At 56.9% G+C, this 24,200-nt stretch carries 25 protein-coding genes; 16 read left to right on the top strand and 9 right to left on the bottom strand.

What is annotated here, in order from left to right; genetic code table 11:
- The first annotated feature begins 16 nt into the window (after window positions 1–16).
- From agaF to C3451_RS13895, 7 genes are all read left to right on the top strand, one after another.
- A complete protein-coding gene (gene agaF, locus C3451_RS13925; protein WP_032626392.1) occupies window positions 17–451 on the top strand; it encodes a PTS galactosamine/N-acetylgalactosamine transporter subunit IIA in 435 nt (144 codons plus the stop codon).
- Window positions 448–1,581 carry an N-acetylglucosamine-6-phosphate deacetylase gene (nagA, locus tag C3451_RS13920; RefSeq protein WP_124304333.1) on the top strand — a complete coding sequence of 378 codons (1,134 nt, stop codon included), beginning with the start codon at window positions 448–450 and terminating at the stop codon, window positions 1,579–1,581. Before agaF ends, nagA begins: the two co-directional genes overlap by 4 nt.
- 246 nt (window positions 1,582–1,827) lie before the next feature.
- Entirely contained in the window at window positions 1,828–2,973 is a 1,146-nt protein-coding gene (locus tag C3451_RS13915) for an SIS domain-containing protein (protein WP_045308028.1), read from the top strand.
- Between the two features lie 12 nt (window positions 2,974–2,985).
- A complete protein-coding gene (gene kbaY, locus C3451_RS13910) occupies window positions 2,986–3,858 on the top strand; it encodes a tagatose-bisphosphate aldolase subunit KbaY (protein ID WP_003861740.1) in 873 nt (290 codons plus the stop codon).
- Between the two features lie 116 nt (window positions 3,859–3,974).
- Window positions 3,975–5,546 carry a maltose/glucose-specific PTS transporter subunit IIBC gene (malX, locus tag C3451_RS13905; protein ID WP_045622083.1) on the top strand — a complete coding sequence of 524 codons (1,572 nt, stop codon included), beginning with the start codon at window positions 3,975–3,977 and terminating at the stop codon, window positions 5,544–5,546.
- 12 nt (window positions 5,547–5,558) lie between these two features.
- Window positions 5,559–6,731 carry a PatB family C-S lyase gene (locus tag C3451_RS13900; protein ID WP_045622085.1) on the top strand — a complete coding sequence of 391 codons (1,173 nt, stop codon included), beginning with the start codon at window positions 5,559–5,561 and terminating at the stop codon, window positions 6,729–6,731.
- A gap of 16 nt (window positions 6,732–6,747) precedes the next feature.
- On the top strand, window positions 6,748–8,637 hold the full coding sequence (locus C3451_RS13895; RefSeq protein WP_124304332.1) for an enterotoxin: 1,890 nt from the start codon (window positions 6,748–6,750) through the stop codon (window positions 8,635–8,637).
- Window positions 8,638–8,704: 67 nt separating this feature from the next.
- On the opposite strand, the gene rsmI is transcribed toward C3451_RS13895, so the two are convergent.
- A complete protein-coding gene (gene rsmI, locus C3451_RS13890; RefSeq protein WP_045622088.1) occupies window positions 8,705–9,568 on the bottom strand; it encodes a 16S rRNA (cytidine(1402)-2'-O)-methyltransferase in 864 nt (287 codons plus the stop codon).
- 61 nt (window positions 9,569–9,629) lie between these two features.
- On the opposite strand from rsmI, the gene C3451_RS13885 reads away from it, so the two are divergent.
- From C3451_RS13885 to dolP, 4 genes are read left to right on the top strand one after another with little or no spacing between them, the layout of a single operon-like run.
- Window positions 9,630–11,768: a penicillin-binding protein activator gene (locus C3451_RS13885; protein ID WP_045622090.1), complete on the top strand. Its 2,139-nt coding sequence runs from the start codon at window positions 9,630–9,632 to the stop codon at window positions 11,766–11,768.
- On the top strand, window positions 11,726–12,121 hold the full coding sequence (locus C3451_RS13880; RefSeq protein ID WP_022649504.1) for a YraN family protein: 396 nt from the start codon (window positions 11,726–11,728) through the stop codon (window positions 12,119–12,121). The genes C3451_RS13885 and C3451_RS13880 overlap by 43 nt, the downstream gene beginning before the upstream one ends.
- A 21-nt stretch (window positions 12,122–12,142) precedes the next feature.
- Complete coding sequence (gene diaA / locus C3451_RS13875) at window positions 12,143–12,733, top strand: DnaA initiator-associating protein DiaA (protein WP_003861754.1); 591 nt, start codon at window positions 12,143–12,145, stop codon at window positions 12,731–12,733.
- A gap of 9 nt (window positions 12,734–12,742) precedes the next feature.
- Window positions 12,743–13,318 carry a division/outer membrane stress-associated lipid-binding lipoprotein gene (gene dolP / locus C3451_RS13870; RefSeq protein WP_022649505.1) on the top strand — a complete coding sequence of 192 codons (576 nt, stop codon included), beginning with the start codon at window positions 12,743–12,745 and terminating at the stop codon, window positions 13,316–13,318.
- 50 nt (window positions 13,319–13,368) lie between these two features.
- Here the strand turns inward: dolP and C3451_RS13865 are convergent, their stop codons facing one another.
- Window positions 13,369–14,406 carry a permease gene (locus C3451_RS13865; protein WP_023307055.1) on the bottom strand — a complete coding sequence of 346 codons (1,038 nt, stop codon included), beginning with the start codon at window positions 14,404–14,406 and terminating at the stop codon, window positions 13,369–13,371.
- Window positions 14,407–14,446: 40 nt separating this feature from the next.
- Window positions 14,447–15,091 carry an NAD(P)H-binding protein gene (locus tag C3451_RS13860; RefSeq protein ID WP_022649507.1) on the bottom strand — a complete coding sequence of 215 codons (645 nt, stop codon included), beginning with the start codon at window positions 15,089–15,091 and terminating at the stop codon, window positions 14,447–14,449.
- A gap of 128 nt (window positions 15,092–15,219) precedes the next feature.
- On the opposite strand from C3451_RS13860, the gene C3451_RS13855 reads away from it, so the two are divergent.
- Window positions 15,220–15,738, top strand: coding sequence for a type 1 glutamine amidotransferase domain-containing protein (locus tag C3451_RS13855; protein ID WP_015571965.1), 519 nt, complete (start codon window positions 15,220–15,222; stop codon window positions 15,736–15,738).
- Here C3451_RS13855 and C3451_RS13850 read toward each other — a convergent pair.
- On the bottom strand, window positions 15,718–16,152 hold the full coding sequence (locus C3451_RS13850) for a YhbP family protein (RefSeq protein WP_045622092.1): 435 nt from the start codon (window positions 16,150–16,152) through the stop codon (window positions 15,718–15,720). The two genes, C3451_RS13855 and C3451_RS13850, sit on opposite strands and share 21 nt — an antisense overlap.
- Window positions 16,153–16,166: 14 nt before the next feature.
- Here C3451_RS13850 and C3451_RS13845 point away from each other — a divergent pair, with 14 nt between their 5' ends.
- Window positions 16,167–16,496 carry a GIY-YIG nuclease family protein gene (locus C3451_RS13845; RefSeq protein WP_003861768.1) on the top strand — a complete coding sequence of 110 codons (330 nt, stop codon included), beginning with the start codon at window positions 16,167–16,169 and terminating at the stop codon, window positions 16,494–16,496.
- Here C3451_RS13845 and C3451_RS13840 read toward each other — a convergent pair.
- Together C3451_RS13840 and C3451_RS13835 are read right to left on the bottom strand one after the other, a co-directional pair.
- A complete protein-coding gene (locus C3451_RS13840; protein WP_022649509.1) occupies window positions 16,483–16,986 on the bottom strand; it encodes an N-acetyltransferase in 504 nt (167 codons plus the stop codon). The two genes, C3451_RS13845 and C3451_RS13840, sit on opposite strands and share 14 nt — an antisense overlap.
- Complete coding sequence (locus tag C3451_RS13835) at window positions 16,980–17,504, bottom strand: SCP2 domain-containing protein (protein WP_003861771.1); 525 nt, start codon at window positions 17,502–17,504, stop codon at window positions 16,980–16,982. The genes C3451_RS13840 and C3451_RS13835 overlap by 7 nt, the downstream gene beginning before the upstream one ends.
- Before the next feature lie 221 nt (window positions 17,505–17,725).
- Between C3451_RS13835 and C3451_RS13830 the strand changes: the two genes are divergently transcribed.
- The 3 genes from C3451_RS13830 to C3451_RS13820 all read left to right on the top strand — a co-directional run bounded on the left by C3451_RS13830 (window position 17,726) and on the right by C3451_RS13820 (window position 20,692).
- Window positions 17,726–18,721, top strand: a complete 996-nt coding sequence (locus tag C3451_RS13830; protein WP_022649510.1) for a peptidase U32 family protein — start codon at window positions 17,726–17,728, stop codon at window positions 18,719–18,721.
- A 7-nt stretch (window positions 18,722–18,728) separates the two neighbouring features.
- Window positions 18,729–19,607, top strand: a complete 879-nt coding sequence (locus tag C3451_RS13825) for a U32 family peptidase (RefSeq protein WP_045622094.1) — start codon at window positions 18,729–18,731, stop codon at window positions 19,605–19,607.
- A gap of 77 nt (window positions 19,608–19,684) precedes the next feature.
- Window positions 19,685–20,692: an LLM class flavin-dependent oxidoreductase gene (locus C3451_RS13820; RefSeq protein WP_045622096.1), complete on the top strand. Its 1,008-nt coding sequence runs from the start codon at window positions 19,685–19,687 to the stop codon at window positions 20,690–20,692.
- Window positions 20,693–20,776: 84 nt separating this feature from the next.
- Here the strand turns inward: C3451_RS13820 and mtr are convergent, their stop codons facing one another.
- From mtr to yrbN, 3 genes are all read right to left on the bottom strand, one after another.
- Window positions 20,777–22,021 (bottom strand): tryptophan permease, encoded by a 1,245-nt coding sequence (gene mtr, locus C3451_RS13815; protein WP_045622097.1) that lies wholly within the window; start codon window positions 22,019–22,021, stop codon window positions 20,777–20,779.
- A 142-nt stretch (window positions 22,022–22,163) separates the two neighbouring features.
- On the bottom strand, window positions 22,164–24,059 hold the full coding sequence (locus C3451_RS13810; protein WP_022649514.1) for a DEAD/DEAH family ATP-dependent RNA helicase: 1,896 nt from the start codon (window positions 24,057–24,059) through the stop codon (window positions 22,164–22,166).
- Complete coding sequence (gene yrbN, locus C3451_RS13805; RefSeq protein ID WP_097397692.1) at window positions 24,052–24,132, bottom strand: protein YrbN; 81 nt, start codon at window positions 24,130–24,132, stop codon at window positions 24,052–24,054. Before yrbN ends, C3451_RS13810 begins: the two co-directional genes overlap by 8 nt.
- Window positions 24,133–24,200: the final 68 nt, after the last annotated feature.

Genomic DNA, 24,200 nt, shown 5'->3' with positions numbered 1-24,200 from the left:
AAGCAAAGAGGTTGCGATGTTAGGCATTATTTTGACGGGTCATGGCGGTTTTGCCAGCGGGCTGGAACAGGCGATGAAGCAAATCCTCGGCGAACAGCCGCAGTTTATCGCCATCGATTTTCCGGAAAGCTCCACCACTGCGCGGCTGACCGCGCAGCTTGAGCAGGCAGTGAATGATTTGGATGCAGAGCACGATATCGTGTTTCTCACCGATCTTCTCGGCGGTACGCCGTTTCGTGTGGCCTCTACCCTCGCGATGCAACACCCCGGCAGCGAAGTGATCACCGGCACCAATCTCCAGCTTTTGCTGGAGATGGTTCTGGAGCGCGACGGGTTAAGCAGTGAAGCATTTCGTTTGCAGGCGCTGGAGTGCGGCCATCGCGGCCTGACCAGCCTGGTGGATGAGCTTGCACGCTGTCGCGAGGAAGCGCCCGCCGAGGAAGGGATATGAGCCAGCTGCTGCGCGCGCGTCGTCTGCTTACCGGGCGGGGCTGGCTGGATGACCATCAGCTGCGCATGGATAGAGGCGTCATCACCGCCATCGAGCCGATTCCGGCAGGGGTTAACACCCGCGAGGCAGACCTGCTTTTCCCGGCATACATTGATATCCACGTCCACGGCGGCGCGGGTGTGGATGTGATGGATGATGCCCCCGACGTGCTGGACCGGTTAGCCATGCATAAAGCGCGTGAAGGCGTGGGGGCGTTTCTGCCTACCACCGTCACCGCTCCGCTGGAGGCGATCCATAGCGCGTTACGGCGCATTGCCCGACGCTGTCATGTCGGTGGCCCCGGTGCGCAGGTCCTGGGCAGCTATCTGGAAGGCCCGTACTTTACGCCGCAGAACAAAGGGGCACATCCGCAAGAACTGTTTCGCGAACTGGATCTCGCGGAACTTGATGATCTGATTGCGGTTTCGCAGAACACGCTGCGGGTAGTGGCGCTTGCTCCGGAAAAAGCGGAAGCCCTGAAGGCGATCCATCACCTCAAGCAAAAAGGGATACGCGTCATGCTGGGTCACAGCGCCGCTACATACGCGCAAACCCTGGCCGCATTTGATGCAGGCGCAGCCGGGCTGGTGCACTGCTACAACGGCATGACGGGGTTACACCACCGGGAGCCCGGCATGGTTGGCGCTGGCCTTACGGACCCACGCGCGTGGCTGGAGCTTATTGCCGACGGGCATCACGTTCATCCTGGAGCCATGCGGCTGTGTTGTTGCTGCGCGAAGGATCGTACGGTGCTGATTACCGATGCCATGCAGGCGGCGGGTATGCCTGATGGACGCTATACGTTGTGTGGTGGAAATGTCGAGATGCAGGGCGGCGTTGTCCGCACGGCCTCAGGCGGGCTTGCGGGCAGCACGCTCGCGCTGGATGCCGCCGTGCGAAATATGGTGGAGCATACGGGGGTCGCCCCAGAGCAAGCTATCCATATGGCTTCACTGCATCCCGCCCGTCTGCTCGGTATGGATCACTTGCTGGGATCGTTAGCGCCTGGCAAACGCGCCAATATTATTGCACTGGATGCGGGTTTACACCTCCGGCAGATTTGGATCCAGGGTCAGGCTCTTTCCCTGTAGCCCTTTCACAGTGTGCCCTGTTGGCCTTACGGAAGACGATCGTAAGGCCTTTCTTTTCCTTTCCTTGATTTTCTCCTTTCCTTTCGCGATCACACTTTTCGTTTTATTTCTTTTACGCCATTGAACTTTCGATTTCTTTTCTATAGATTTTATTTAACAGCTAAAGTGAACAAGTGAAACGAAACGAAAGATAGCGACACGTTTGCCAGCGTCTGATGTGGAATTCACACGACTAAGGACTGAGTTATGCCACAAACCACTACCGCCGCCACCGGCACCTGGACCGAAAAAGAGATCCGCCAGCAGCCAGCCAGCTGGCTTCGCTCGCTCAACAATATTGATAACCTGCGCGCGTCGATCGACAGTTTTCTGACACCACTGTTGCGCAAGCCCGATCTGCGGATCGTTCTGACCGGCGCGGGTACGTCCGCTTTTATCGGCGACATCATTGCGCCATGGCTTGCCAGCCACACGGGGAAAAACATCACCGCGATACCTACGACCGATCTGGTCACCAACCCGATGGATTATTTCAGCCCTGCGCACCCGCTGCTTCTGGTCTCTTTCGCCCGTTCTGGCAATAGCCCGGAGAGCGTCGCCGCCGTTGAGCTGGCGAATCAGTTCGTACCGGAGTGCTACCACCTGTCGATCACCTGTAATGAAGCGGGCAGCCTGTACCAGAATGCCGTCGACAGCGATAACGCCTGCGCTCTGCTCATGCCAGCCGAAACGCACGATCGCGGGTTCGCGATGACAAGCAGCATCACCACCATGATGGCGAGCTGCCTGGCGGTATTCGCACCGGAAACGATCAACAGCAAAACGTTCCGGAACGTGTCCGATCGCTGTCAGGCGATCCTCACTTCTCTTGGCGATTTCAGCCCCGGCGTCTTTGGTAACGAACCGTGGAAACGCATTGTTTATCTGGGCAGCGGTGGATTACAGGGCGCCGCACGGGAGTCTGCGCTGAAAGTGCTGGAGCTGACCGCCGGCAAACTGGCGGCATTCTACGATTCGCCAACGGGTTTCCGTCACGGGCCTAAGTCACTGGTGGACAACGAAACGCTGGTCGTCGTGTTTGTCTCCAGCCATCCGTACACGCGTCAGTACGATCTGGATCTGCTCGCCGAGCTGCGTCGCGATCGTCAGGCTATGCGGGTAGTAGCCATTGCAGCCGAAACGGATCCGGTCATTGAAGCTGGCCCGCATATCCTGCTGCCGCCTTCTCGTTCATTTAACGATATGGAGCAGGCGTTCTGCTTCCTGATGTACGCCCAGGTCTTCGCACTGACCCAGTCTCTGCACGTTGGCAATACGCCAGATACGCCATCCGCCAGCGGTACGGTTAACCGTGTGGTCCAGGGCGTCGTTATTCATCCGTGGCAGGCTTAAGAGGACAGGCTCATGAGTATTATTTCCACCAAATATCTTTTGCAGGACGCACAGGCAAAGGGCTATGCCGTTCCGGCCTTTAACATTCATAACGCCGAGACGATCCAGGCGATCCTCGAAGTCTGTAGCGAAATGCGATCCCCGGTGATCCTCGCGGGTACGCCGGGGACGTTTAAACATATTGCGCTGGAAGAGATCTACGCCTTGTGCAGCGCATATTCCCTTACTTATGACATGCCGCTGGCGCTACACCTCGATCACCACGAATCGCTGGACGACATTCGCCGCAAAGTCCATGCCGGCGTACGTAGCGCAATGATCGACGGTAGCCATTACCCCTTCGAACAAAACGTCAAGCTGGTGAAATCGGTCGTCGATTTCTGTCACCTCAACGACTGTAGCGTCGAGGCCGAACTGGGCCGACTGGGTGGAGTGGAAGATGACATGAGCGTCGACGCCGAAAGCGCGTTCCTGACAGACCCGCAGGAAGCAAAACGCTTTGTCGAACTGACAGGCGTGGACAGCCTCGCCGTTGCCATCGGAACCGCGCACGGTCTCTATACCAAACGCCCAAAAATCGACTTCCAGCGGCTGGCCGAGATCCGCGAGGTAGTGACAGTGCCGCTGGTGCTGCACGGTGCGAGCGATGTTCCGGATGAGGATGTGCGCCGCACCATTGAGCTGGGCGTCTGCAAAGTTAACGTCGCAACAGAGCTGAAAATCGCCTTCTCTGACGCAGTCAAAGCCTGGTTTGCCGAGAACCCACAGGGCAACGATCCGCGCTTCTACATGCGCGTCGGCATGGATGCCATGAAAGAGGTGGTCAGAAGCAAAATCACCGTTTGCGGCTCGGCGAACCGGCTGCTGCTTCCGGCTGAAGCCTGAACCCATCGCGCATAACGTTAGTACCTAAAAAATAACTATAAGCCTCGCAAATATGAAGGCGCGTCCTTAAGCCGGACAGCGCCTTCCATTATCCTAAAAATCCGAGGAGTCCCTACATGACACAGGAAAAGTCGTTTAAATCGAAAGCGTGGGAGTTTTTCCAGAGCCTGGGAAAGACGTTTATGTTCCCGGTTTCGCTATTGGCCTTTATGGGGTTGTTGTTAGGTATCGGTAGTTCTGTCACCAGCCCTTCCACCATCAAAAGTTTTCCCTTTCTGGGCGGCGAGTTAACGCAGCTCACCTTTGGTTTTATCGCCATGGTCGGTGGCTTTGCTTTTACCTATCTGCCGCTGATGTTTGCCATGGCGATCCCAATGGGCCTTGCCAGGCGTAATAAAGCGGTGGGCGCTTTTGCCGGATTCGTTGGCTACATGCTGATGAACATGAGCATCAACTACTACCTGACCGCCACCCACCAGCTTGCGGATGCCGCCACCATGAGACAGGTGGGACAATCCATCGTGCTTGGCATTCAAACGCTGGAGATGGGCGTGCTCGGCGGCATTGTGGTAGGGGTGATCACCTACTTCCTGCACGAACGCTTCCAGGACACGGTGCTGCACGACGCATTTGCCTTCTTTAGCGGCATTCGTTTTGTTCCGATTGTTACCGCCCTCACCCTGTCGCTGGTCGGCCTGGTCATCCCCCTGCTGTGGGAATATGTGGCAATGGGCATTGCCGGGATTGGTCATATCATCCAGAGCACCAGCGTCTTTGGGCCGTTCCTGTATGGCGTGGGCGTGCTGCTACTCAAACCTTTTGGCCTGCATCACATTCTGCTGGCGATGGTGCGCTTCACCCCGGCGGGCGGCATTGAGATGGTTAACGGCCAGGAAGTGGCCGGTGCGCTGAACATTTTCTACGCCGAGCTGAAAGCGGGTCTGCCGTTTAGCCCGCACGTTACGGCATTTTTATCGCAAGGGTTTATGCCGACCTTTATCTTCGGCCTGCCTGCCGTGGCTTACGCTATCTACCGCACCGCGCGCCCGGAAAACCGTCCGGTGATTAAAGGGCTGCTGCTCTCAGGCGTGCTGGTTTCAGTTGTCACGGGTATTTCAGAGCCGATTGAGTTCCTGTTCCTGTTTATTGCCCCTGTGCTTTACGCGTTTCATATCGTTATGTCTGGCCTGGCGCTAATGGTGATGGCGCTGCTCGGCGTCACCATCGGCAACACTGACGGCGGTATTCTGGATCTGCTGATCTTCGGCGTCATGCAGGGGATGTCGACCAAATGGTATCTGCTGTTCCCGGTGGGTCTTGCCTGGTTTGCTATCTACTTCTTCGTCTTCCGCTGGTACATCCTCAAGCACGATATAAAAACGCCAGGCCGTGAGGTTGACGCGCAGGGTGCGCTCCAGGCGGAGGAAGCCAATACCCGGGCACGTGGAAAATCAAAATACGATCATGGGCTTATTCTTCGCGCGCTTGGCGGTAAAGAGAATATTGAGTCGCTCGACAACTGCATTACCCGCTTACGTCTGGTGGTGAAAGATATGGGGCTTATCGACCAGCAGGCGCTGAAGGCCGCTGGCGCCTTGTCAGTCGTGGTGCTTGATGCCCACAGCGTTCAGGTGATCATCGGCCCGCAGGTGCAGAGCGTCAAATCCGGCATTGAAGCCTTAATTTAACAGGGGGTCGTTGTGTTTGATTTCGACAGAATCATTGAGCGTAAAAGCGATAAATGCCGTAAATGGGATCATGCGTTTGTGTGTTCGCGTTTCGGTGATGTCCCGGAGGGATTTATCCCGCTGTGGATAGCAGACATGGATTTCACCTCGCCACCCGCCGTGATTGAAGGCTTTCAGCGCATCGTGGAGCATGGCACCTTCGGTTACACCTGGTGCTTCGACGAATTCTACGATGCGGTCATCGCCTTCCAGCGCACCCGTCATCAGGTTGAGGTGCATAAGTCATGGATCACCCTGACCTACGGCACCGTTTCTACGCTGCACTATACGGTTCAGGCGTTCTGCAATCCCGGCGACTGCGTGATGATGAACACCCCGGTGTATGACCCGTTTGCGATGGCGACACAGCGACAGGGCGTGCGGGTGCTTGCAAATCCGCTGAGCGTGAAGGAAAACCGCTATCAGCTGGATTTTAATCTGATTGAAGTTCAGCTCAAAACTCACCGTCCAAAACTGTGGTTTTTCTGCTCGCCGCATAACCCCTCGGGCCGCATCTGGCGCGCGGATGAGATACGCCAGGTGTCCGATCTCTGTAAGCGCTACGGCACGATTCTGGTGGTTGATGAGGTTCACGCCGAGCACATTCTGGACGGTACATTCGTCAGCTGTCTGACTTCGGGCTGTGCCGCCCAGGACAACCTGATTGTGCTGACCTCCCCCAATAAAGCCTTCAACCTTGGCGGGCTAAAAACATCCTACTCAATGATTCCAGACGATTCGCTGCGCCAGCGTTTCCGCCAGCAGTTGGAGAAGAACTCCATTACCTCGCCGAATATCTTCGGCGTGTGGGGGATTATTCTGGCCTATCAGCAAGGTCTGCCATGGCTCGACGCGCTGAATGGTTATCTGCGCGGCAATGTCCGCTACCTTGCGGATGCCATCCAGACCCACTTCCCTGCATGGAAGATGATGAACCCGGAGTCGTCGTATCTCGCCTGGATAGACGTCAGTGCGGACGATCGCAGTGCGACGGCGCTAACCCAACATTTCGCCAAACAGGCTGGCGTGGTCATCGAAGATGGCAGCCACTACGTACAAAACGGCGAAAACTACCTGCGTATTAACTTCGGCACCCAGCGCTACTGGCTGGAACAGTCCATCAACCGAATGCTGAAGCATTACTGATAAGGATCTTACCCCGATGAAAACAAGGCTCACTCTCTCGCTGCTGGCTCTCTGTGTTTCTCATGGCGCGGCGGCAGCAAACTACGCGCTCAGTAACAACAATATTGCCCTTTCGTTTGATGATGCAAATGCAACGGTAGTGGTAACGGACAGCAAAGCTAACCATCCGCTCACGCCCCAGGAGTTGTTCTTTCTGACGCTGCCGGATGAAACAAAAATCCACACCGCTGATTTCAAAATCAAGCACGTCGAAAAGCAGGACAACGCGATAGTCATCGACTTTACGCATCCGGATTTTAACGTAACGGTGAAACTGAACCTGGTGAAGGGAAAATACGCCAGCATCGGCTACACCATCGCCGCCGTCGGGCAGCCGCGGGACGTAGCGAAAATGACCTTCTTCCCGACGAAGAAGCAGTCTCAGGCACCTTACGTTGACGGGGCGATTAACAGCTCGCCAATCGTGGCCGACTCGTTCTTCATCCTGCCAGACAGACCGATTGTGAATACTTACGCTTATGAAGCCACCACGAACCTCAACGTGGAGCTGAAAACGCCAACTCTGCCTGAGACACCGGTCAGTTTTACCACCTGGTTCGGCACTTTCCCGGAAACTAATCAGCTGCGGCGCAGCGTAAACCAGTTTATCGATGCCGTGCGCCCGCGGCCTTATAAGCCTTATCTGCACTACAACAGCTGGATGGACATTGGCTTCTTTACTCCTTACTCCGAGCAGGATGTCATTGGGCGGATGGACGAATGGAATAAAGAATTTATTGCCGGACGCGGGGTGGCGCTGGACGCGTTCCTGCTGGACGATGGCTGGGACGATCGCACCGGACGCTGGCTGTTTGGCCCGGCATTCAGCAACGGTTTTGGCAAAGTCAGGGAAAAAGCCGATAGCCTGCATAGCTCGGTTGGGCTGTGGCTTTCACCGTGGGGCGGTTACAACAAGCCGCGCGATATTCGCGTCTCGCATGCAAAAGAGTATGGTTTCGAAACCGTAGACGGCAAGCTGGCGCTGTCGGGGCCGAACTACTTTAAAAACTTTAACGATCAGATCATTAAGCTGATCAAAAACGAGCACATTACCTCGTTCAAGCTCGACGGAATGGGTAACGCCAATTCGCATATCAAGGGCAGCCCATTTGCATCGGATTTTGACGCGTCCATTGCCCTGCTGCACAACATGCGCAGCGCAAACCCGAACCTGTTTATCAACCTGACCACCGGGACCGACGCGAGCCCGTCCTGGCTGTTCTATGCTGATTCAATCTGGCGTCAGGGCGATGATATCAACCTGTACGGTCCCGGCACGCCAGTGCAGCAGTGGATGACCTACCGGGATGCCGAAACTTATCGCTCCATCGTACGCAAAGGCCCGCTGTTCCCGCTGAACTCCCTGATGTACCACGGGATCGTCAGTGCAGAGAACGCTTACTATGGACTGGAGAAAGTACAAACGGACGGTGATTTTGCCGATCAGGTCTGGAGCTACTTCGCGACCGGAACTCAACTTCAGGAGCTGTACATCACGCCGTCCATGCTTAACAAGGCGAAGTGGGACACCCTGGCACAGGCGGCGAAGTGGTCGCGTGAGAATGCCAGCGTGCTGGTGGATACGCACTGGATTGGCGGTGACCCAACTTCGCTTGAGGTTTACGGCTGGGCCTCATGGAGTAAAGACAAAGCGATTTTTGGTTTACGCAACCCGTCGGATAAGCCGCAACGTTACTACCTGGATTTAACCAAAGATTTTGAGATCCCGGCAGGAGAGCGCTCGCAGTTTACCCTGAAAGCCGTGTACGGCAGTAATTCGACCGTACCAGAGGAGTATAAAAACGCTGTGGTGATTACGCTGCAACCGCTGGAAACGCTGGTGTTTGAGGCGATGCCGGGAAAATAGTGAGGCTTTGACACGGAGTAGGCCGGGTAAGGCGAAGCCGCCACCCGGCAAAACAGGCGGCAGGGGCTTACTCCCCCTGCTGCTCCAGCGCATATTTATACAGCGCATTTTTCTTCACGCCGTGGATCTCCGCCGCCAGCGCCGCCGCTTTTTTCAGGGGGAGTTCAGCCTGTAGCAGGGCCAGCGTACGCAGCGCATCGGCAGGCAGGGCGTCTTCCTGCGCTTTATGCCCTTCGACAATCAGCACCATTTCGCCCTTGCGGCGGTTCTCATCCTCTTTCACCCACGCCAGCAGTTCGCCAACCGGCGCGCCGTGAATGGTTTCCCAGGTTTTGGTCAGCTCGCGCGCCAGCACCACGTAGCGGGATTCGCCCCAGACGGTAACCATATCCTCCAGGCTTTCCAGCAGGCGGTGGGTTGATTCGTAAAAAATCAGGGTACGCGGCTCTGCTTCCAGCTCCTTTAACACGTCGCGACGGCCTTTGGATTTAGCAGGCAGGAAACCTTCGTAGCAGAAACGATCGGACGGCAGGCCCGCCGCACTTAATGCGGCAATAGCAGCACACGGCCCCGGCAGCGGCACAACGCGGATCCCTGCTTCACGGCAGGTGCGCACCAGATGGTAACCCGGATCGTTGATAAGCGGCGTACCCGCATCGGAGACCAGCGCGATGTTCTGCCCTTCTTTCAGCTTCGCCACCAGCGTTTCGGCTTTTTGTTGCTCATTGTGATCGTGCAGGGCAAACAAACGGGCGTTAATGGCAAAGTGCTGCAGCAGTAAACCGGTATGACGGGTGTCTTCAGCAGCAATTAAATCAACAGCTTGCAATACAGTGAGTGCACGTTGGGTAATATCAGACAAATTCCCGATAGGAGTAGGTACAATATAAAGCTGGCCTTGAGAATTATCTGCCGTTTCGTGTTGTTTCATTGTTTCGTCCGTATTGCCGATTTAATATTGAGCATTGCGTAAAAAAATCACTGGATACAGTATGGTACCGTTAACGTTTCTTCGAAAAAAAGCCGCGCACAGCGTGCCCCTCCTGCTGGCAGCCCTGATCTTTACCGGCTGCGGCACCCAGGCACCCGACCAGAGCACTGCTCATATGCAGGGATCCGCTCAGGCTGATTCTGGCTTTTATCTGCAACAAATGTCGCAGAGTTCAAATGATACCAGGATCAACTGGCAATTACTCGCCATTCGTGCACTGCTGAAGGAAGGAAAAACCCAGCAGGCTGCCGAGCTGTTCAGCCAGCTGCCGCAGGATCTTAACGACGATCAGCGCCATGAGCAGACGCTGCTGTCGGCAGAACTGAAGGTCGCGCAGAAAGATTTCGACGGCGCGAAGAAGATCCTCGGCACTATCGAACTGAGCGCGCTGGATAAGAATCAGCAGGCCCGTTTCTGGCAGGCCGGTATCACCGCTGAGCAGGGTCGCCCCTCCCTGACGCTTCTCCGCGCGCTGATTGCCCAGGAGCCTCTGCTCGCGGGTGCGGACAAGCAGAAAAATATTGACGCAACCTGGCAGGCACTCGCCTCCATGACCCAGGATCAGGCCAGAGCGCTGGTGATCAACGCCGATGAAAATGTCCTGCAAGGCTGGCTGGATCTGCAACAGATGTGGTTCAACAACCGCAGCGATCCGAACATGCTGAAAGCCGGCATTACCGACTGGCAAAAGCGCTACCCGCAAAACCCGGGAGCAAAAATGCTGCCAACGCAGCTGGTGAACGTGCAAAACTTTAAGCCCGCCTCCACCAGCAAAATCGCCCTGCTGCTGCCGTTAAACGGCCAGGCAGCGGTGTTTGGCCGCGCCATTCAGCAAGGTTTTGAAGCCGCGAAAAACGGCACTACCGCCGTCACCGGCAGCGCCGTTCCGGCGCAGGCAGCACAGGCGGCGAATGTGAATGACGTCGTCAGTCCGTCAGCCGCCGAAACCAGCGACCTGACCACCGCGCAAACCCCTGCCCAGGGCACCATGCAGAATCCGGTTACCGCCCCAACGACGCAACCCGCTACCTCAGCGCCTGCGGCAACACAGGCCCCGGCTGAAACTCCGGCGCCCGCGACGGCAGAACAACCTCAGCCGCAAACCGCGCAGCCGGAACAGCAGCCAGCAGCCCAGCCGCAGGCTGTGGCCACCACCAGCGCTAACCCTGGTGCAGAGTTGAAAATCTACGACACCAGCGCCCAGCCGCTTGACCAGGTGCTGGCGCAGGTTCAGCAGGACGGGGCCAGCATCGTTGTCGGCCCGCTGTTGAAAAACAACGTGGAAGCGCTGATGAAGAGCAACACCACGCTGAACGTGCTGGCGCTTAACCAGCCTGAGCAGGTTCAGAACCGCGCCAATATCTGTTACTTCGCCCTCTCTCCGGAGGATGAAGCCCGCGATGCGGCCCGTCATATCCACGAGCAGGGCAAACAGGCGCCGCTGCTGCTGATCCCACGCAGCACGCTGGGCGACCGCGTTGCCAACGCCTTTGCGCAAGAGTGGCAGACCCTTGGCGGTGGCGTGGTGTTGCAGCAGAAATTTGGCTCAGCTTCCGAACTGAGAGCGGGCGTGAACGGCGGGGCAGGTATTGCCCTCAACGGTAGCCCGGTATCCGCCAGCCTGCCGCAGCAGCAGAGCGTCACCATCGGCGGTCTGACGATCCCAGCCCCCCCTACCGACGCGCAAATCAGCGGCGGCGGTAAAGTGGATTCGGCGTACATCGTCGCTACGCCGGAAGAGATCGCCTTTATCAAACCAATGATCGCCATGCGTAACGGCAGCCAGAGCGGCGCAACGCTCTACGCCAGCTCCCGCAGCGCACAGGGTACCGCAGGCCCGGATTTCCGTCTGGAAATGGAAGGACTGCAATACAGCGAGATCCCTATGCTGGCAGGCAGCAACCCGCAGTTGATGCAGCAGGCGCTGGGCGCGGTGCGCAATGATTATTCCCTGGCGCGTCTGTACGCGATGGGCGTCGATGCCTGGGCGCTGGCAAACCACTTTACCCAGATGCGCCAGGTACCGGGCTTTGAGCTTAACGGGAATACCGGCGATCTGACCGCCGATCAGGATTGTGTGATTAACAGGAAGTTATCATGGCTCAAATACCAGCAGGGGCAGATCGTCCCGGCCAGTTAAGCCGCAAAGAGACCGGCGACGCGTGGGAGCTAAAAGCGCGCCGCTGGCTTGAAGGCAAAGGACTGCGCTTTGTCGCCGCCAACGTTCGCGGGCGCGGCGGCGAGATTGACCTGATTATGAAAGACGGTCAAACCATCGTGTTTGTTGAAGTACGCTACCGACAGTCGTCCCGTTTTGGCGGTGCTGCCGCCAGCGTGACGCTCGCCAAACAACAAAAATTATTACAGACTGCCCACTTGTGGCTTGCCCGCCATAATGGGAGTTTTGATACTGTGGATTGCCGTTTCGATGTGGTAGCCTTCACCGGAAATGCGATCGACTGGCTTAAAAACGCGTTTGGCGAAGACGCATAAATAAGATTTTAAAGGGATACCGTGCTCGAACGAATTAAAGTGTGCTTCACAGAAAGCATTCAAACGCAGATTGCCGCGGCGGAAGCCCTTCCGGACGCGATCTCGCGTGCAGCGATGACGCTGGTTCAGTCGCTGCTCAACGGCAACAAAATCCTCTGTTGTGGCAATGGCACGTCCGCCGCCAACGCACAGCATTTTGCTGCCAGCATGATCAATCGCTTCGAAACCGAGCGACCGAGTTTACCTGCCATTGCACTAAACACCGATAACGTGGTCTTAACTGCGATTGCCAACGATCGTCTGCATGACGAAATTTACGCCAAGCAGGTGCGCGCCTTAGGCCATGCCGGAGACGTGCTGCTGGCGATCTCCACGCGCGGTAACAGCCGGGATATCGTTAAGGCGGTTGAAGCGGCAGTAACCCGGGACATGACGATTGTCGCCCTGACCGGTTACGACGGCGGTGAGCTGGCTGGCCTGCTGGGGCCGCAGGATGTGGAGATCCGCATTCCTTCGCACCGTAGCGCCCGCATCCAGGAGATGCATATGCTCACGGTGAACTGCTTATGCGATCTGATCGATAACACGCTTTTCCCTCACCAGGATGATTAAGGAGTTCTCATGAAGGTTTTATCGGCCCTTGCAGTCGTGATGTCTGCATTACTGCTTCAGGGATGCATCGCTGCCGCTGTAGTCGGTACCGCAGCGGTCGGCACCAAAGCAGCGACCGATCCGCGTACCGTTGGGACGCAGGTGGATGACGGTACGCTTGAGCTGCGCGTAAACAGTGCGCTGTCGAAAGACGAACAGATCAAGAAGGAAGCACGCATTAACGTGACGGCTTATCAGGGCAAAGTTCTGCTGGCAGGCCAGGCGCCAACCCCTGAACTCGCCTCGCGCGCCAAACAGATCGCGATGGGCGTAGAAGGTACGGCGGAAGTGTTTAACGAGATCCGCCAGGGCCAGCCGATTGGTCTCGGCACCGCGTCATCTGATACCTGGATCACCACCAAAGTGCGTTCCCAGCTGCTGGGTACCGACCAGGTGAAATCCTCAAACGTGAAAGTAACCACTGAGAACGGCGAAGTGTTCCTGCTGGGCCTGGTGACAGAACGTGAAGGGAAAGCGGCGGCGGATATCGCCAGCCGGGTGAGCGGCGTGAAGCACGTCACCACCGCCTTTACTTATATCAAGTAATTCACACCTGACTGTAAGCCCGGTAAGCGCCAGCGCCACCGGGCTTTCTTTCACACCAGCGCCATACTCCCCACAATCACTCCGCTCAACGCCACCAGCCCCGCCGTCAGCCACAGCGCTTTCGCCGGGAATGACTTACGCAGCATGATCAGCGACGGCAGGCTCACCGCCGGCAGCGTGATGAGCAGCGCCAGCGCCGGTGCGGTACCCATGCCAGCCATCATCATGGTCTGAATAATCGGGATCTCCGCCGCGGTTGGGATCACAAACAGGCAACCGGCCACCGCCATCGCAATCACCCACATCAGCGTGTTGTCGATAGCGCCATCCGCATGCGGGAACAGCCAGACGCGCGCCGCCCCGAGCACCAGTACGGCCAGGATATAGACCGGGATTGTGCTCCAGAAAAGCTGCCACAGCGCTTTGCCCCAGCGAGCTAAGAAACTGCCCTGCGGATCGCTGAGGTCCAGCTCAACGGAGGCAGGCCCGGCCTCGTTGTCTTTCACCAGGTGCTGCACTAGCGTAGCGACAAGCACCACCGTCAGCAGGCCAGCCGCCAGACGGATAAACGCGAAATGCCAGCCGAGAACGAAGCCCATAAACACCAGCGTTGCCGGGTTCAGCAGGGGGTTACCCATCCAGAAGGCAAGCGCACCGCCCATCGACACGCGCTGTCGGCGCATACCCGCCGCCACCGGTGCAGCGCAGCAGGAGCACATCATGCCCGGCAGGGAGAAAATCGTTCCCAGCAGCGTGCCCTGCAGGCGCGGTTGTCCCAGGGTTTTTATCAGCCAGTTACGCGGGATAAGTACCTGAATCAGCGAGCCCAGCAATACGCCCAATACCGCCGCTTTCCAGACGGCAAGAAAATAGACCATTGCGTAATCCCACGCCGCGCGAAGCGGGCTGGAATCGGCCTGCGCGAGAATCGATTTACCGATGCTGTGGGTGTCGGCGGCGGTGAAGGCTTTACCGTAGTACGGCTGCCATTTCACATACCAGAGGCCAATGATGACCACGAGAAAGAAGAGTGCGGGCTTCCACCACTGAACAGGTGTTGCCGCCTGAGATGAAGACTGACCAGTCATACCATTCCCCGGAAGGTGTTATTTAATAAGCCGGGGAAGTTTACGCCTCGCCCTGCGCGATTTCACGCAGTTTTGCCGAAGGGATAATATTAACCCCCTCTTGCGACGGAGCCAGTGCCTCTTTCAGCATCGCCTGCGCGACATCCCGCGCCTCGATGGACTTCCAGTTACCTGGCAGGATGCGAAACAGCGGAGCGAAAAAAGACTCGTTAAAACGCCGTTCGTCGCGGTGGCCCATCAGCATGGAAGGCCGCACGATGGTCAGGCGCTCCCATTGCTGCGCGATTAACGCCTCTTCCATTTTGCCCTTCACCTGGTTGTAAAAAAACGGCGAGCCTGCGTTCGCGCCGTGCGCGCTGACCACCAGGAAATGCTTTGCACCCAGCTTTTTGGCCGTCAGGGCGGTATCTACCACCAGCGTGTAATCTGCATGGACAAAGGCTTCCTTACTGCCCGCTTCCCGTCGGGTGGTGCCAAGGCAGCAAAAGGCGATATCAATGGGATCCTGCACCTGCGCCAGCGCGTCGGTAAGCTGGGGATCGTGCGGGTTATAGACGCCGGTGATATCCAACAGCGGGCGACGCGTCGGGGCGGCGATATAGTTGATATGCCGATCCTGGATCAGCAGCCGCAGCAGATGTCCACCCACCAGCCCGGTTGCGCCGGTAATCAGTACCTGACTCATCTTGTCCCCTTTACAGAATTGTCCGTTTGCGATCTGGGCCTGCTCTACCACACTTAAAAGTCTGTTACCGGTAAGTATTTACCACAAACGGGAAAAAAACAGTCTGAAGCGAAAACAACGGAGGAAGCATGGGTAAAAAAATCGCAGTCTTGATTACCGACGAGTTTGAAGATTCAGAATTTACGTCGCCAGCAGAGGCATTCCGCAAGGCGGGCCACGAGGTGGTCACCATCGAAAAAGAAGCGGGTAAAACCGTGAAGGGCCACAAGGGTGAAGCCAGCGTGACCATTGACGAATCCATTGATAACGTCAGCCCGTCGGATTTCGACGCCCTGCTGTTACCGGGCGGCCATTCACCGGATTCCCTGCGCGGGGACGAGCGTTTCGTCACCTTTACCCGTGACTTCGTCGGCACCGGTAAACCGGTGTTTGCCATTTGCCACGGTCCGCAGCTGCTGATCAGCGCCGAGGTGGTACGCGGGCGTAAGCTCACCGCGGTGAAACCGATCGTTATCGATCTGAAAAACGCCGGTGCCGAGTTCTACGATCAGGAAGTGGTGAACGATAACGATCAGCTGATCACCAGCCGTACGCCGGACGATCTTCCAGCGTTTAACCGCGAAGCGCTACGCCTGCTCGGTGCGTAACCAGTGCAGCTTCTTGCCAAAGCCCAGGGTGTTGTCGGTAAATTTCAGCTCATCGAGGCGGATTTCCCACACCGGGGCTTTTAGCGCTACGGCCACCGGGAAGCGGCGCGTATAGCGTTTACGCTGGGCGTCGCTTTCCTCACCTTCCAGGCGACGAATTTCGCCTTTGAACTGGACCCCGCGGATCAGCGCAACGGTTTTAGGCTGACCATTTACCGTGCCCGCCACTTTTGCCTGTTGGCCCGTCATCTGCGCATGCCGCGTTTTGTCTTCGCTCATCACGTAAAAGGCCACGCGCTCGGGATCGTAGTAATAAAAGGCATTTGCGCACCACATCTCCTCGTCTTTACAGACGCACCAGGTCACAACATGCTGCTTTGCCAGCCAGCGGTTAATGGCGGCCAGTGTTTCCATTTTCGCTCTCTCTCATGCTATGGTGCGTTCACCTTAACATACTGAATCTGTTTACCGTGTGCTGGTTTCTCTATCTTGTCCGAACCGCTGATAACGCACTCTACACCGGGATCACTACCGATGTGGCACGGCGTTTTTTACAACATCAAACGGGAAAAGGGGCGAAAGCACTGCGGGGGAAAGGTGAACTTCAGCTGGCGTTTTCAGCCGCCGTGGGCGACAGATCCCTGGCGCTCAGGCTGGAATACCGCATCAAGCAGCTGACGAAGCGCCAGAAAGAGCGTCTCGTCAACGGGGACGGCTCTTTCGAGGCGCTACGCGAAAGCCTGCTTAAAAACGATTGAAATGATCGTGGTACTCCACCAGACCGGTAACGCCGTCGAGCGAATCGTCCGCCAGAGGATGTACCAGGAAAGATGTTTCCGTGCCTGGCCAGTGGCAGCGCAGATCGTATCTGGACGCTGGCTCAAAGCCTAAACGCTCGTAGAACGCCGGATCGCCCAGAACGACGACAGCGGCATAGCCGAATTCATTCAGGGAATCCAGCCCTTCATAGACCAGCTGGCGTGCCAGGCCCTGTCCACGGTAGTTTTCATCCACCGCCAGCGGCGCCATGCCGACCCACTGTAACTCTTCGCCCTGCACAATCACCGGACTGAACGCCACGTAGCCGACTACCTGCCCTTCATCGTCGGTGGCAACCAGGCCCAGCGTAATCAGGCCATCTTCGCGAAGATCGTGAACCAGTTGAGCTTCGGCGTCGCCTGCAAAAGAGCGGCGTAACAACGCATCGATACCCGGCGCATCAATCCCAATTTCGACTCGAATCAGCATGGTTCACCTACTGAAGTGTGTTTACTGTCCGGCGGGGTTTTTAGCCCGGCCTCAACGAAATCTGCCATTTGCATCAACATCATACGCAGTGCTTTCGGCATCTGCTCCAGCTCAATGGCATCCATTAAATTTTTGACGTACAGACCGAGCTCCGTGTCGCCTTCAATCACCAGACGACGCTGGAAGAAGAGGGTGTCCGGATCCTGTTTGCGCGCGGCGATCATCAGCAGATCGCTGGCATCCGCGCTAAAGCTGACATCCGCCTCGGCGGTTTCACGGACGATAAGCCGATCGTTCTCTACGGAAGTAAACCAGCGCAACCCGATATCGCGTACTTCAATCTTTAACCAGCGGCCTTCCAGAAACTCAAGCTCACCGTCCTGTAGCGCCTGGCGGAACTGCCAGCTCAGTACCTGTTCCAGCACCTGGCGTTTAAGCGCGAACGGCGCCAGTTTTACCGGCACGCTCAGCATTGATGGACCGAATTGTACGAGACGTGAACGCAGTTTATCCAGCACGAGCTTTACTCCCTGATAGCTATAATCCTGCTATTTTGCCATATCCCGACAAGAAGATAGCGGCGTAAATCAACAAACCGTTGTCCGGTATACCTCATTATTGGTGCCATCAATACGCCATTAGCTGCCTTAAATCAAAAATTGTCGCGTATGGGTTAATTAAAATCCCAGCTCGTTAACATTTTTTACGATCCCTGCGATCGACAACATCGGGATAAATTATGGAGCTGCTCTGCCCTGCCGGAAACCTTCCGGCGCTTAAGGCGGCCATCGAAAATGGGGCCGATGCGGTCTATATCGGGCTGAAAGATGATACCAACGCCCGCCATTTTGCGGGTCTTAACTTTACGGAGAAAAAGCTTCAGGAAGCCGTTAACTTCGTTCACCAGCACCGGCGCAAACTGCACATCGCCATCAATACCTTTGCCCATCCTGATGGCTACGCCCGCTGGCAGCGCGCCGTGGATATGGCGGCCCAGCTGGGTGCCGATGCGTTGATCCTGGCCGACCTCGCTATGCTTGAGTATGCGGCAGAACGTTATCCGCATATTGAGCGCCACGTCTCTGTTCAGGCATCGGCCACCAATGAAGAGGCCGTGCGTTTTTATCATCGACACTTTGACGTAGCCCGCGTGGTACTTCCGCGCGTGCTCTCTATTCATCAGGTTAAGCAACTGGCGCGCGTCACGCCAGTGCCGCTGGAGGTTTTTGCCTTCGGCAGCCTGTGCATCATGGCCGAAGGCCGCTGCTATCTTTCTTCCTATCTTACCGGGGAATCGCCAAACACCGTCGGTGCCTGCTCGCCTGCCCGCTTCGTTCGCTGGCAGCAAACGCCGCAGGGACTGGAGTCGCGCCTGAATAACGTGTTAATCGACCGCTATCAGGACGGTGAAAACGCGGGCTACCCGACGCTGTGCAAAGGCCGCTATCTGGTGGACGGCGAGCGCTACCACGCGCTGGAGGAGCCCACCAGCCTCAACACGCTGGAGCTGCTGCCGGAACTGCTGGCCGCCAACATTGCCTCGGTGAAAATCGAAGGCCGCCAGCGTAGCCCGGCCTACGTGAGCCAGGTGGCGAAGGTGTGGCGTCAGGCCATCGACCGCTGCATGGCGGACCCGCAAAACTACGCCCCGCAGGCGGCCTGGATGGAGACGCTCGGCGCGATGTCCGAAGGCACGCAAACCACGCTCGGCGCGTATCACCGTAAATGGCAGTGAGATAATCATGAAATATTCATTAGGGCCGGTGCTTTACTACTGGCCAAAAGAGATGCTGGAAGATTTTTACCAGCAGGCGGCTAACAGCAGCGCCGATGTGATTTACCTCGGCGAAGCGGTGTGCAGCAAGCGCCGTGCCACCAAAGTGGGCGACTGGCTGGATATGGCGAAAAGCCTGGCCGGCAGCGGCAAGCAGGTGGTGCTCTCGACGCTGGCGCTGGTGCAGGCGTCCTCTGAACTGGGCGAACTGAAGCGCTACGTCGAAAACGGTGAGTTCCTGCTGGAGGCGAGCGACCTGGGCGTGGTGAACATGTGCGCCGAGCGTAAGCTGCCGTTTGTCGCCGGACATGCGCTGAACTGCTATAACGCGGTGACCTTGCGCCTGCTGCTCAAACAGGGGATGACACGCTGGTGCATGCCGGTTGAGCTCTCCCGCGACTGGCTGGTCAACCTGCTAAATCAGTGTGACGAGCTGGGCATTCGCAATCAGTTTGAAGTCGAAGTGCTGAGCTACGGCCATCTGCCGCTGGCCTACTCTGCCCGCTGCTTCACCGCGCGTTCCGAAGATCGCCCGAAAGACGAGTGTGAAACCTGCTGCATTAAGTACCCGAACGGACGCAGCATGCTGTCGCAGGAGAATCAGCAGGTGTTTGTCCTCAACGGCATTCAGACTATGAGCGGTTACGTCTATAACCTCGGCAACGAGCTGGCGTCAATGCATGGGCTGGTGGATATGGTGCGTCTTTCGCCGCTCGATACCGGCGTGTTCGCCATGCTGGACGCCTTCCGCGCCAACGAAAACGGCGCCTCGCCGCTGCCGCTGACGGCAAACAGCGACTGCAACGGTTACTGGAAACGTCTCGCCGGGCTGGAATTGCAGGGGTAAAAAAGCTCACTTTGTTAACAACGGTTATCATTTTTTAATGCAGTATTAAAGATTGACCGTCGACAAAGTGAGCTGTTATGACTGACAAAACCATTCCGTTTTCGGTGCTGGATCTGGCACCGATTCCACAAGGCTCCTCGGCAAGAGAAGCCTTTTCGCACTCTCTGGATCTGGCTCAGCTTGCCGAAAAACGTGGCTATCACCGCTACTGGCTGGCGGAGCACCATAATATGGTGGGCATCGCCAGCGCCGCCACCTCAGTACTGATTGGCTATCTGGCGGCGAATACCACTACTTTGCACCTTGGCTCCGGTGGCGTGATGCTGCCGAACCATGCCCCACTGGTGATTGCCGAGCAGTTTGGCACCCTGAATACACTCTACCCCGGTCGCATTGATTTGGGTCTTGGCCGCGCGCCGGGCAGCGACCAGCCGACCATGCGCGCCCTGCGTCGCCATATGAGCGGCGATATCGACAACTTCCCGCGTGATGTAGCGGAGCTGGTAGACTGGTTCGATGCGAGCGATCCTAACCCGCACGTGCGCCCGGTGCCGGGCTACGGCGAGAAAATCCCGGTGTGGCTGTTAGGCTCAAGTCTGTACAGCGCACAGCTTGCCGCACAGCTGGGGCTGCCGTTCGCGTTCGCTTCCCACTTCGCACCGGATATGCTGCATCAGGCTCTGCATCTCTACCGCACAAACTTCAAGTCTTCCGAGCGTCTTGAGAAGCCGTATGCGATGGTGTGCATCAATATCATTGCCGCCGACAGCAACCGCGACGCGGAATTCCTGTTTACCTCCATGCAGCAGGCGTTTGTGAAGCTGCGTCGCGGCGAGACGGGCCAGTTGCCACCACCGGTAGAAAATATGCATCAGCTGTGGTCGGCCTCCGAGCAGTATGGCGTGCAGCAGGCCCTGAGCATGTCGCTGGTGGGTGATAAGGCGAAGGTGCGTCACGGTCTGGAGGCAGTGCTACGAGAAACGCAGGCGGATGAAATTATGGTCAACGGCCAGATTTTCGATCATCAGGCGCGTTTGCATTCATTTGATCTGGCGATGCAGGTGAAAGAGGAGTTGGTGGGGTAGTTTTTTGCCGGATGGCGGCTTCGCCTTATCCGGCCTACGCGATCCCTGTAGGCCCGGTAAGCGTAGCGCCACCGGGCTTTCTGTTTACTGATACACAGGCAACAGATTAAAACTCGACAGCATGTGCACCACCGCGTTGCCGATACCAAATACCAGGATCAGCGCAATCATCGGTTTTCCGCCCCAGACGCGGAATTTCGGGCTACCGAAGCGCTTACGTGATTTACGCGCCAGCAGCGCCGGTACAATCGCCGCCCAGATGGTAGCCGCCAGTCCTGCATAGCCGATGGCGTACAGGAAACCGTTTGGCCACAGCAGGCCGCCCACAATCGGCGGCAGGAAGGTTAACAGCGCCGTTTTGAAGCGCCCCATCGCAGAGTCATCAAAACCAAACAGATCTGCCAGGTAGTCAAACAGGCCCAGCGTCACGCCGAGAAATGAGCTCGCCACCGCAAAGTTAGAGAAGACCACCAGAAGCAGATCCAGACTGCGGCTGTTCAGCACGCCACTCAGCGCCTGTACCAGCACATCAATGTTACCGCCCTTCTGCGCAATGCCGATAAATTCCGGACGCGGGATGTTACCCATCGTCCCCAGCAGCCAGATCACATACAGCCCCAGCGCCAGCAGCGTGCCGTAAATCAGGCATTTCACGATGGTGCGCGGATCCTTGCCGTAGTACTTCATCAGGCTCGGTACGTTGCCGTGGTAGCCGAACGACGCCAGACAGAATGGCAACGTCATAAGCAGGTATGGCGTGTAGGAGGTGTTCACTTCCGCAACGTTAAACAGCGTGGCCGGCGTGACGTGCCCCAGCAGGCTGCCGAAGGTCAGGAAGAAGGTGATGACCTTGGCGCCCAACACGATCGCCGTCATGCGGCTGACCGCTTTGGTGCTCATCCAGACGATAAACGCCACGCCCAGCGCGAAGCAGAGACCCGCCAGACGCGCCGGAACGTTCAGCGACATCTCGGAGAAGGTGTGATGCAGAATCGATCCGCTCGCTGAAATGTACGCGTAGGTCAGGATATAGAGTACAAACGCGATGGACACCCCGTTCACCATGTTCCAGCCTTTGCCCAGCAGATCTCGGGTGATGGTGTCGAAGCTGGAGCCAATGCGGTAATTCAGGTTTGCTTCAAGGATCATCAGCCCGGAATGGAGCATGCAGAACCAGGTGAAAACCAGCGCCGCCAGCGACCAGAAGAACCACGCACCGGACATAACCACTGGCAGGGAGAACATCCCGGCACCAATAATGGTTCCGCCGATGATCACCACGCCGCCAAGCAGCGAAGGTGACGTTTGGGTGGTGGTTAGTGTTGCCATGCGGCCTTATCTCCAGTCAAAAATGTGGTGTGCATTTTAATGTGACGCACTGTACCAGTACAAGAGTACAAAAGGAATAAAAAAAGCCCCGATAACAACTATCGGGGCTGTATATTTTACTTTACGTCAAAAGCGAAAAGGCTTACGCGTCACCGAAACGACGACGGCTGGTGCCTTCTTCGCGGCGTGGGCCACGATTTTCACGGCGCTCGCCGGAGAAACGACGAGGTTCGCCAGTGCGACCTTCGCTACGACCGCCTTCACGACGCTCGCCACCGAAGCTGCGACCACCGCCACGGCGTTCGCCACCGCGGTCAGAGCGAGGCTGTGCATCACCCATCAGTTGCATGTTCATTGGCTTGTTCAGAATGCGGGTGCGAGTAAAGTGCTGCAGTACTTCGCCCGGCATGCCTTTTGGCAGCTCGATCGTTGAGTGTGAACCGAACAGCTTGATGTTACCGATGTAACGGCTGCTGATGTCGCCTTCATTAGCGATCGCGCCAACGATGTGACGAACTTCAACACCATCATCACGGCCCACTTCAATGCGATACAGTTCCATTTCGCCAGCGTCACGACGCTCGCGACGTGGACGGTCTTCACCACCACGCTCTGGACGGTCACCGCGTGGACCACGGTCGTTACGGTCGCCACGACGTTCGAAACGATCGTCACGGTCACGGAACTCACGCTTAGGACGCATCGGTGCATCAGGTGGCACGATCAGGCTACGTTCGCCCTGCGCCATTTTCAGCAGTGCTGCGGCCAGAGTTTCCATATCCAGCTCTTCGCCTTCAGCGACAGGCTGGATCTGGGACAGCAGCGCACGGTACTGATCCAGATCGCTGCTTTCCAGCTGCTGCTGTACTTTCGCGGCGAATTTTTCCAGACGGCGTTTGCCCAGCAGTTCTGCGTTTGGCAGCTCAGCTTCTGGAATGGTCAGCTTCATGGTGCGTTCAATGTTACGCAGCAGACGACGCTCGCGGTTCTCAACGAACAGCAGCGCACGGCCCGCACGACCCGCACGACCGGTACGGCCGATACGGTGAACGTAAGACTCGGAGTCCATTGGGATATCGTAGTTTACAACCAGGCTGATACGCTCAACGTCCAGACCACGTGCTGCCACGTCGGTTGCAATGAGGATATCCAGACGACCATCTTTCAGACGCTCCAGAGTCTGCTCACGCAGCGCCTGGTTCATGTCGCCGTTCAGCGCTGCGCTATTGTAGCCGCTACGCTCCAGCGCTTCAGCCACTTCCAGGGTCGCATTTTTGGTACGTACGAAGATAATCGCCGCATCAAAATCTTCCGCTTCCAGGAAACGGACCAGCGCTTCGTTTTTGCGCATGCCGTATACAGACCAGTAGCTCTGGCTGATGTCCGGGCGAGTGGTCACGCTAGACTGAATACGCACTTCCTGCGGCTCTTTCATGAAGCGGCGGGTAATGCGACGGATCGCTTCTGGCATGGTTGCAGAGAACAGAGCGGTCTGATGACCTTCCGGGATCTGCGCCATGATGGTTTCAACGTCTTCGATGAAGCCCATACGCAGCATTTCATCTGCTTCATCCAGTACCAGGCCGCTCAGCTTAGAGAGGTCCAGGGTACCGCGCTTCAGGTGATCCAGCAGACGGCCCGGCGTACCGACAACAATCTGTGGGCCCTGGCGCAGGGCGCGTAACTGCACGTCATAACGCTGGCCGCCGTACAGGGCTACCACGTTTACGCCGCGCATATGTTTAGAGAATTCCGTCATTGCTTCAGCAACCTGAACAGCCAGTTCACGGGTTGGAGCCAGGACGAGGATCTGCGGCGCACGCAGGTCCGGATCAATGTTGTTCAGCAGCGGCAGCGAGAATGCTGCGGTTTTACCGCTACCGGTCTGGGCCATGCCCAGCACGTCACGACCAGAAAGCAGGTGTGGGATACACTCAGCCTGGATCGGAGATGGTTTTTCGTAACCCAGATCGTTAAGGGCTTCAAGGATAGGAGCCTTCAGGCCCAGATCTGCAAAAGTGGTTTCGAATTCAGCCATGTAGTACAAGTGCCTCGATATTAATGGCGGCCAGTCTACTTAGCTCATCGTGAAAATGATTAGCAATTTTCATTGAAAAGTGTGAACCGGCTCAAATTAGGTGTATTGACGAACAACAACGCCCTCACCAGTGAAGGTGAT

The sequence above is a fragment of the Enterobacter sp. 301B genome (genome assembly GCF_003850715.1).
In the GTDB taxonomy this organism is placed as follows: domain Bacteria; phylum Pseudomonadota; class Gammaproteobacteria; order Enterobacterales; family Enterobacteriaceae; genus Enterobacter; species Enterobacter intestinihominis.
Note: the sequence above shows the minus strand (reverse complement) of the source record. Positions and strands in the feature narration are given on the sequence as shown.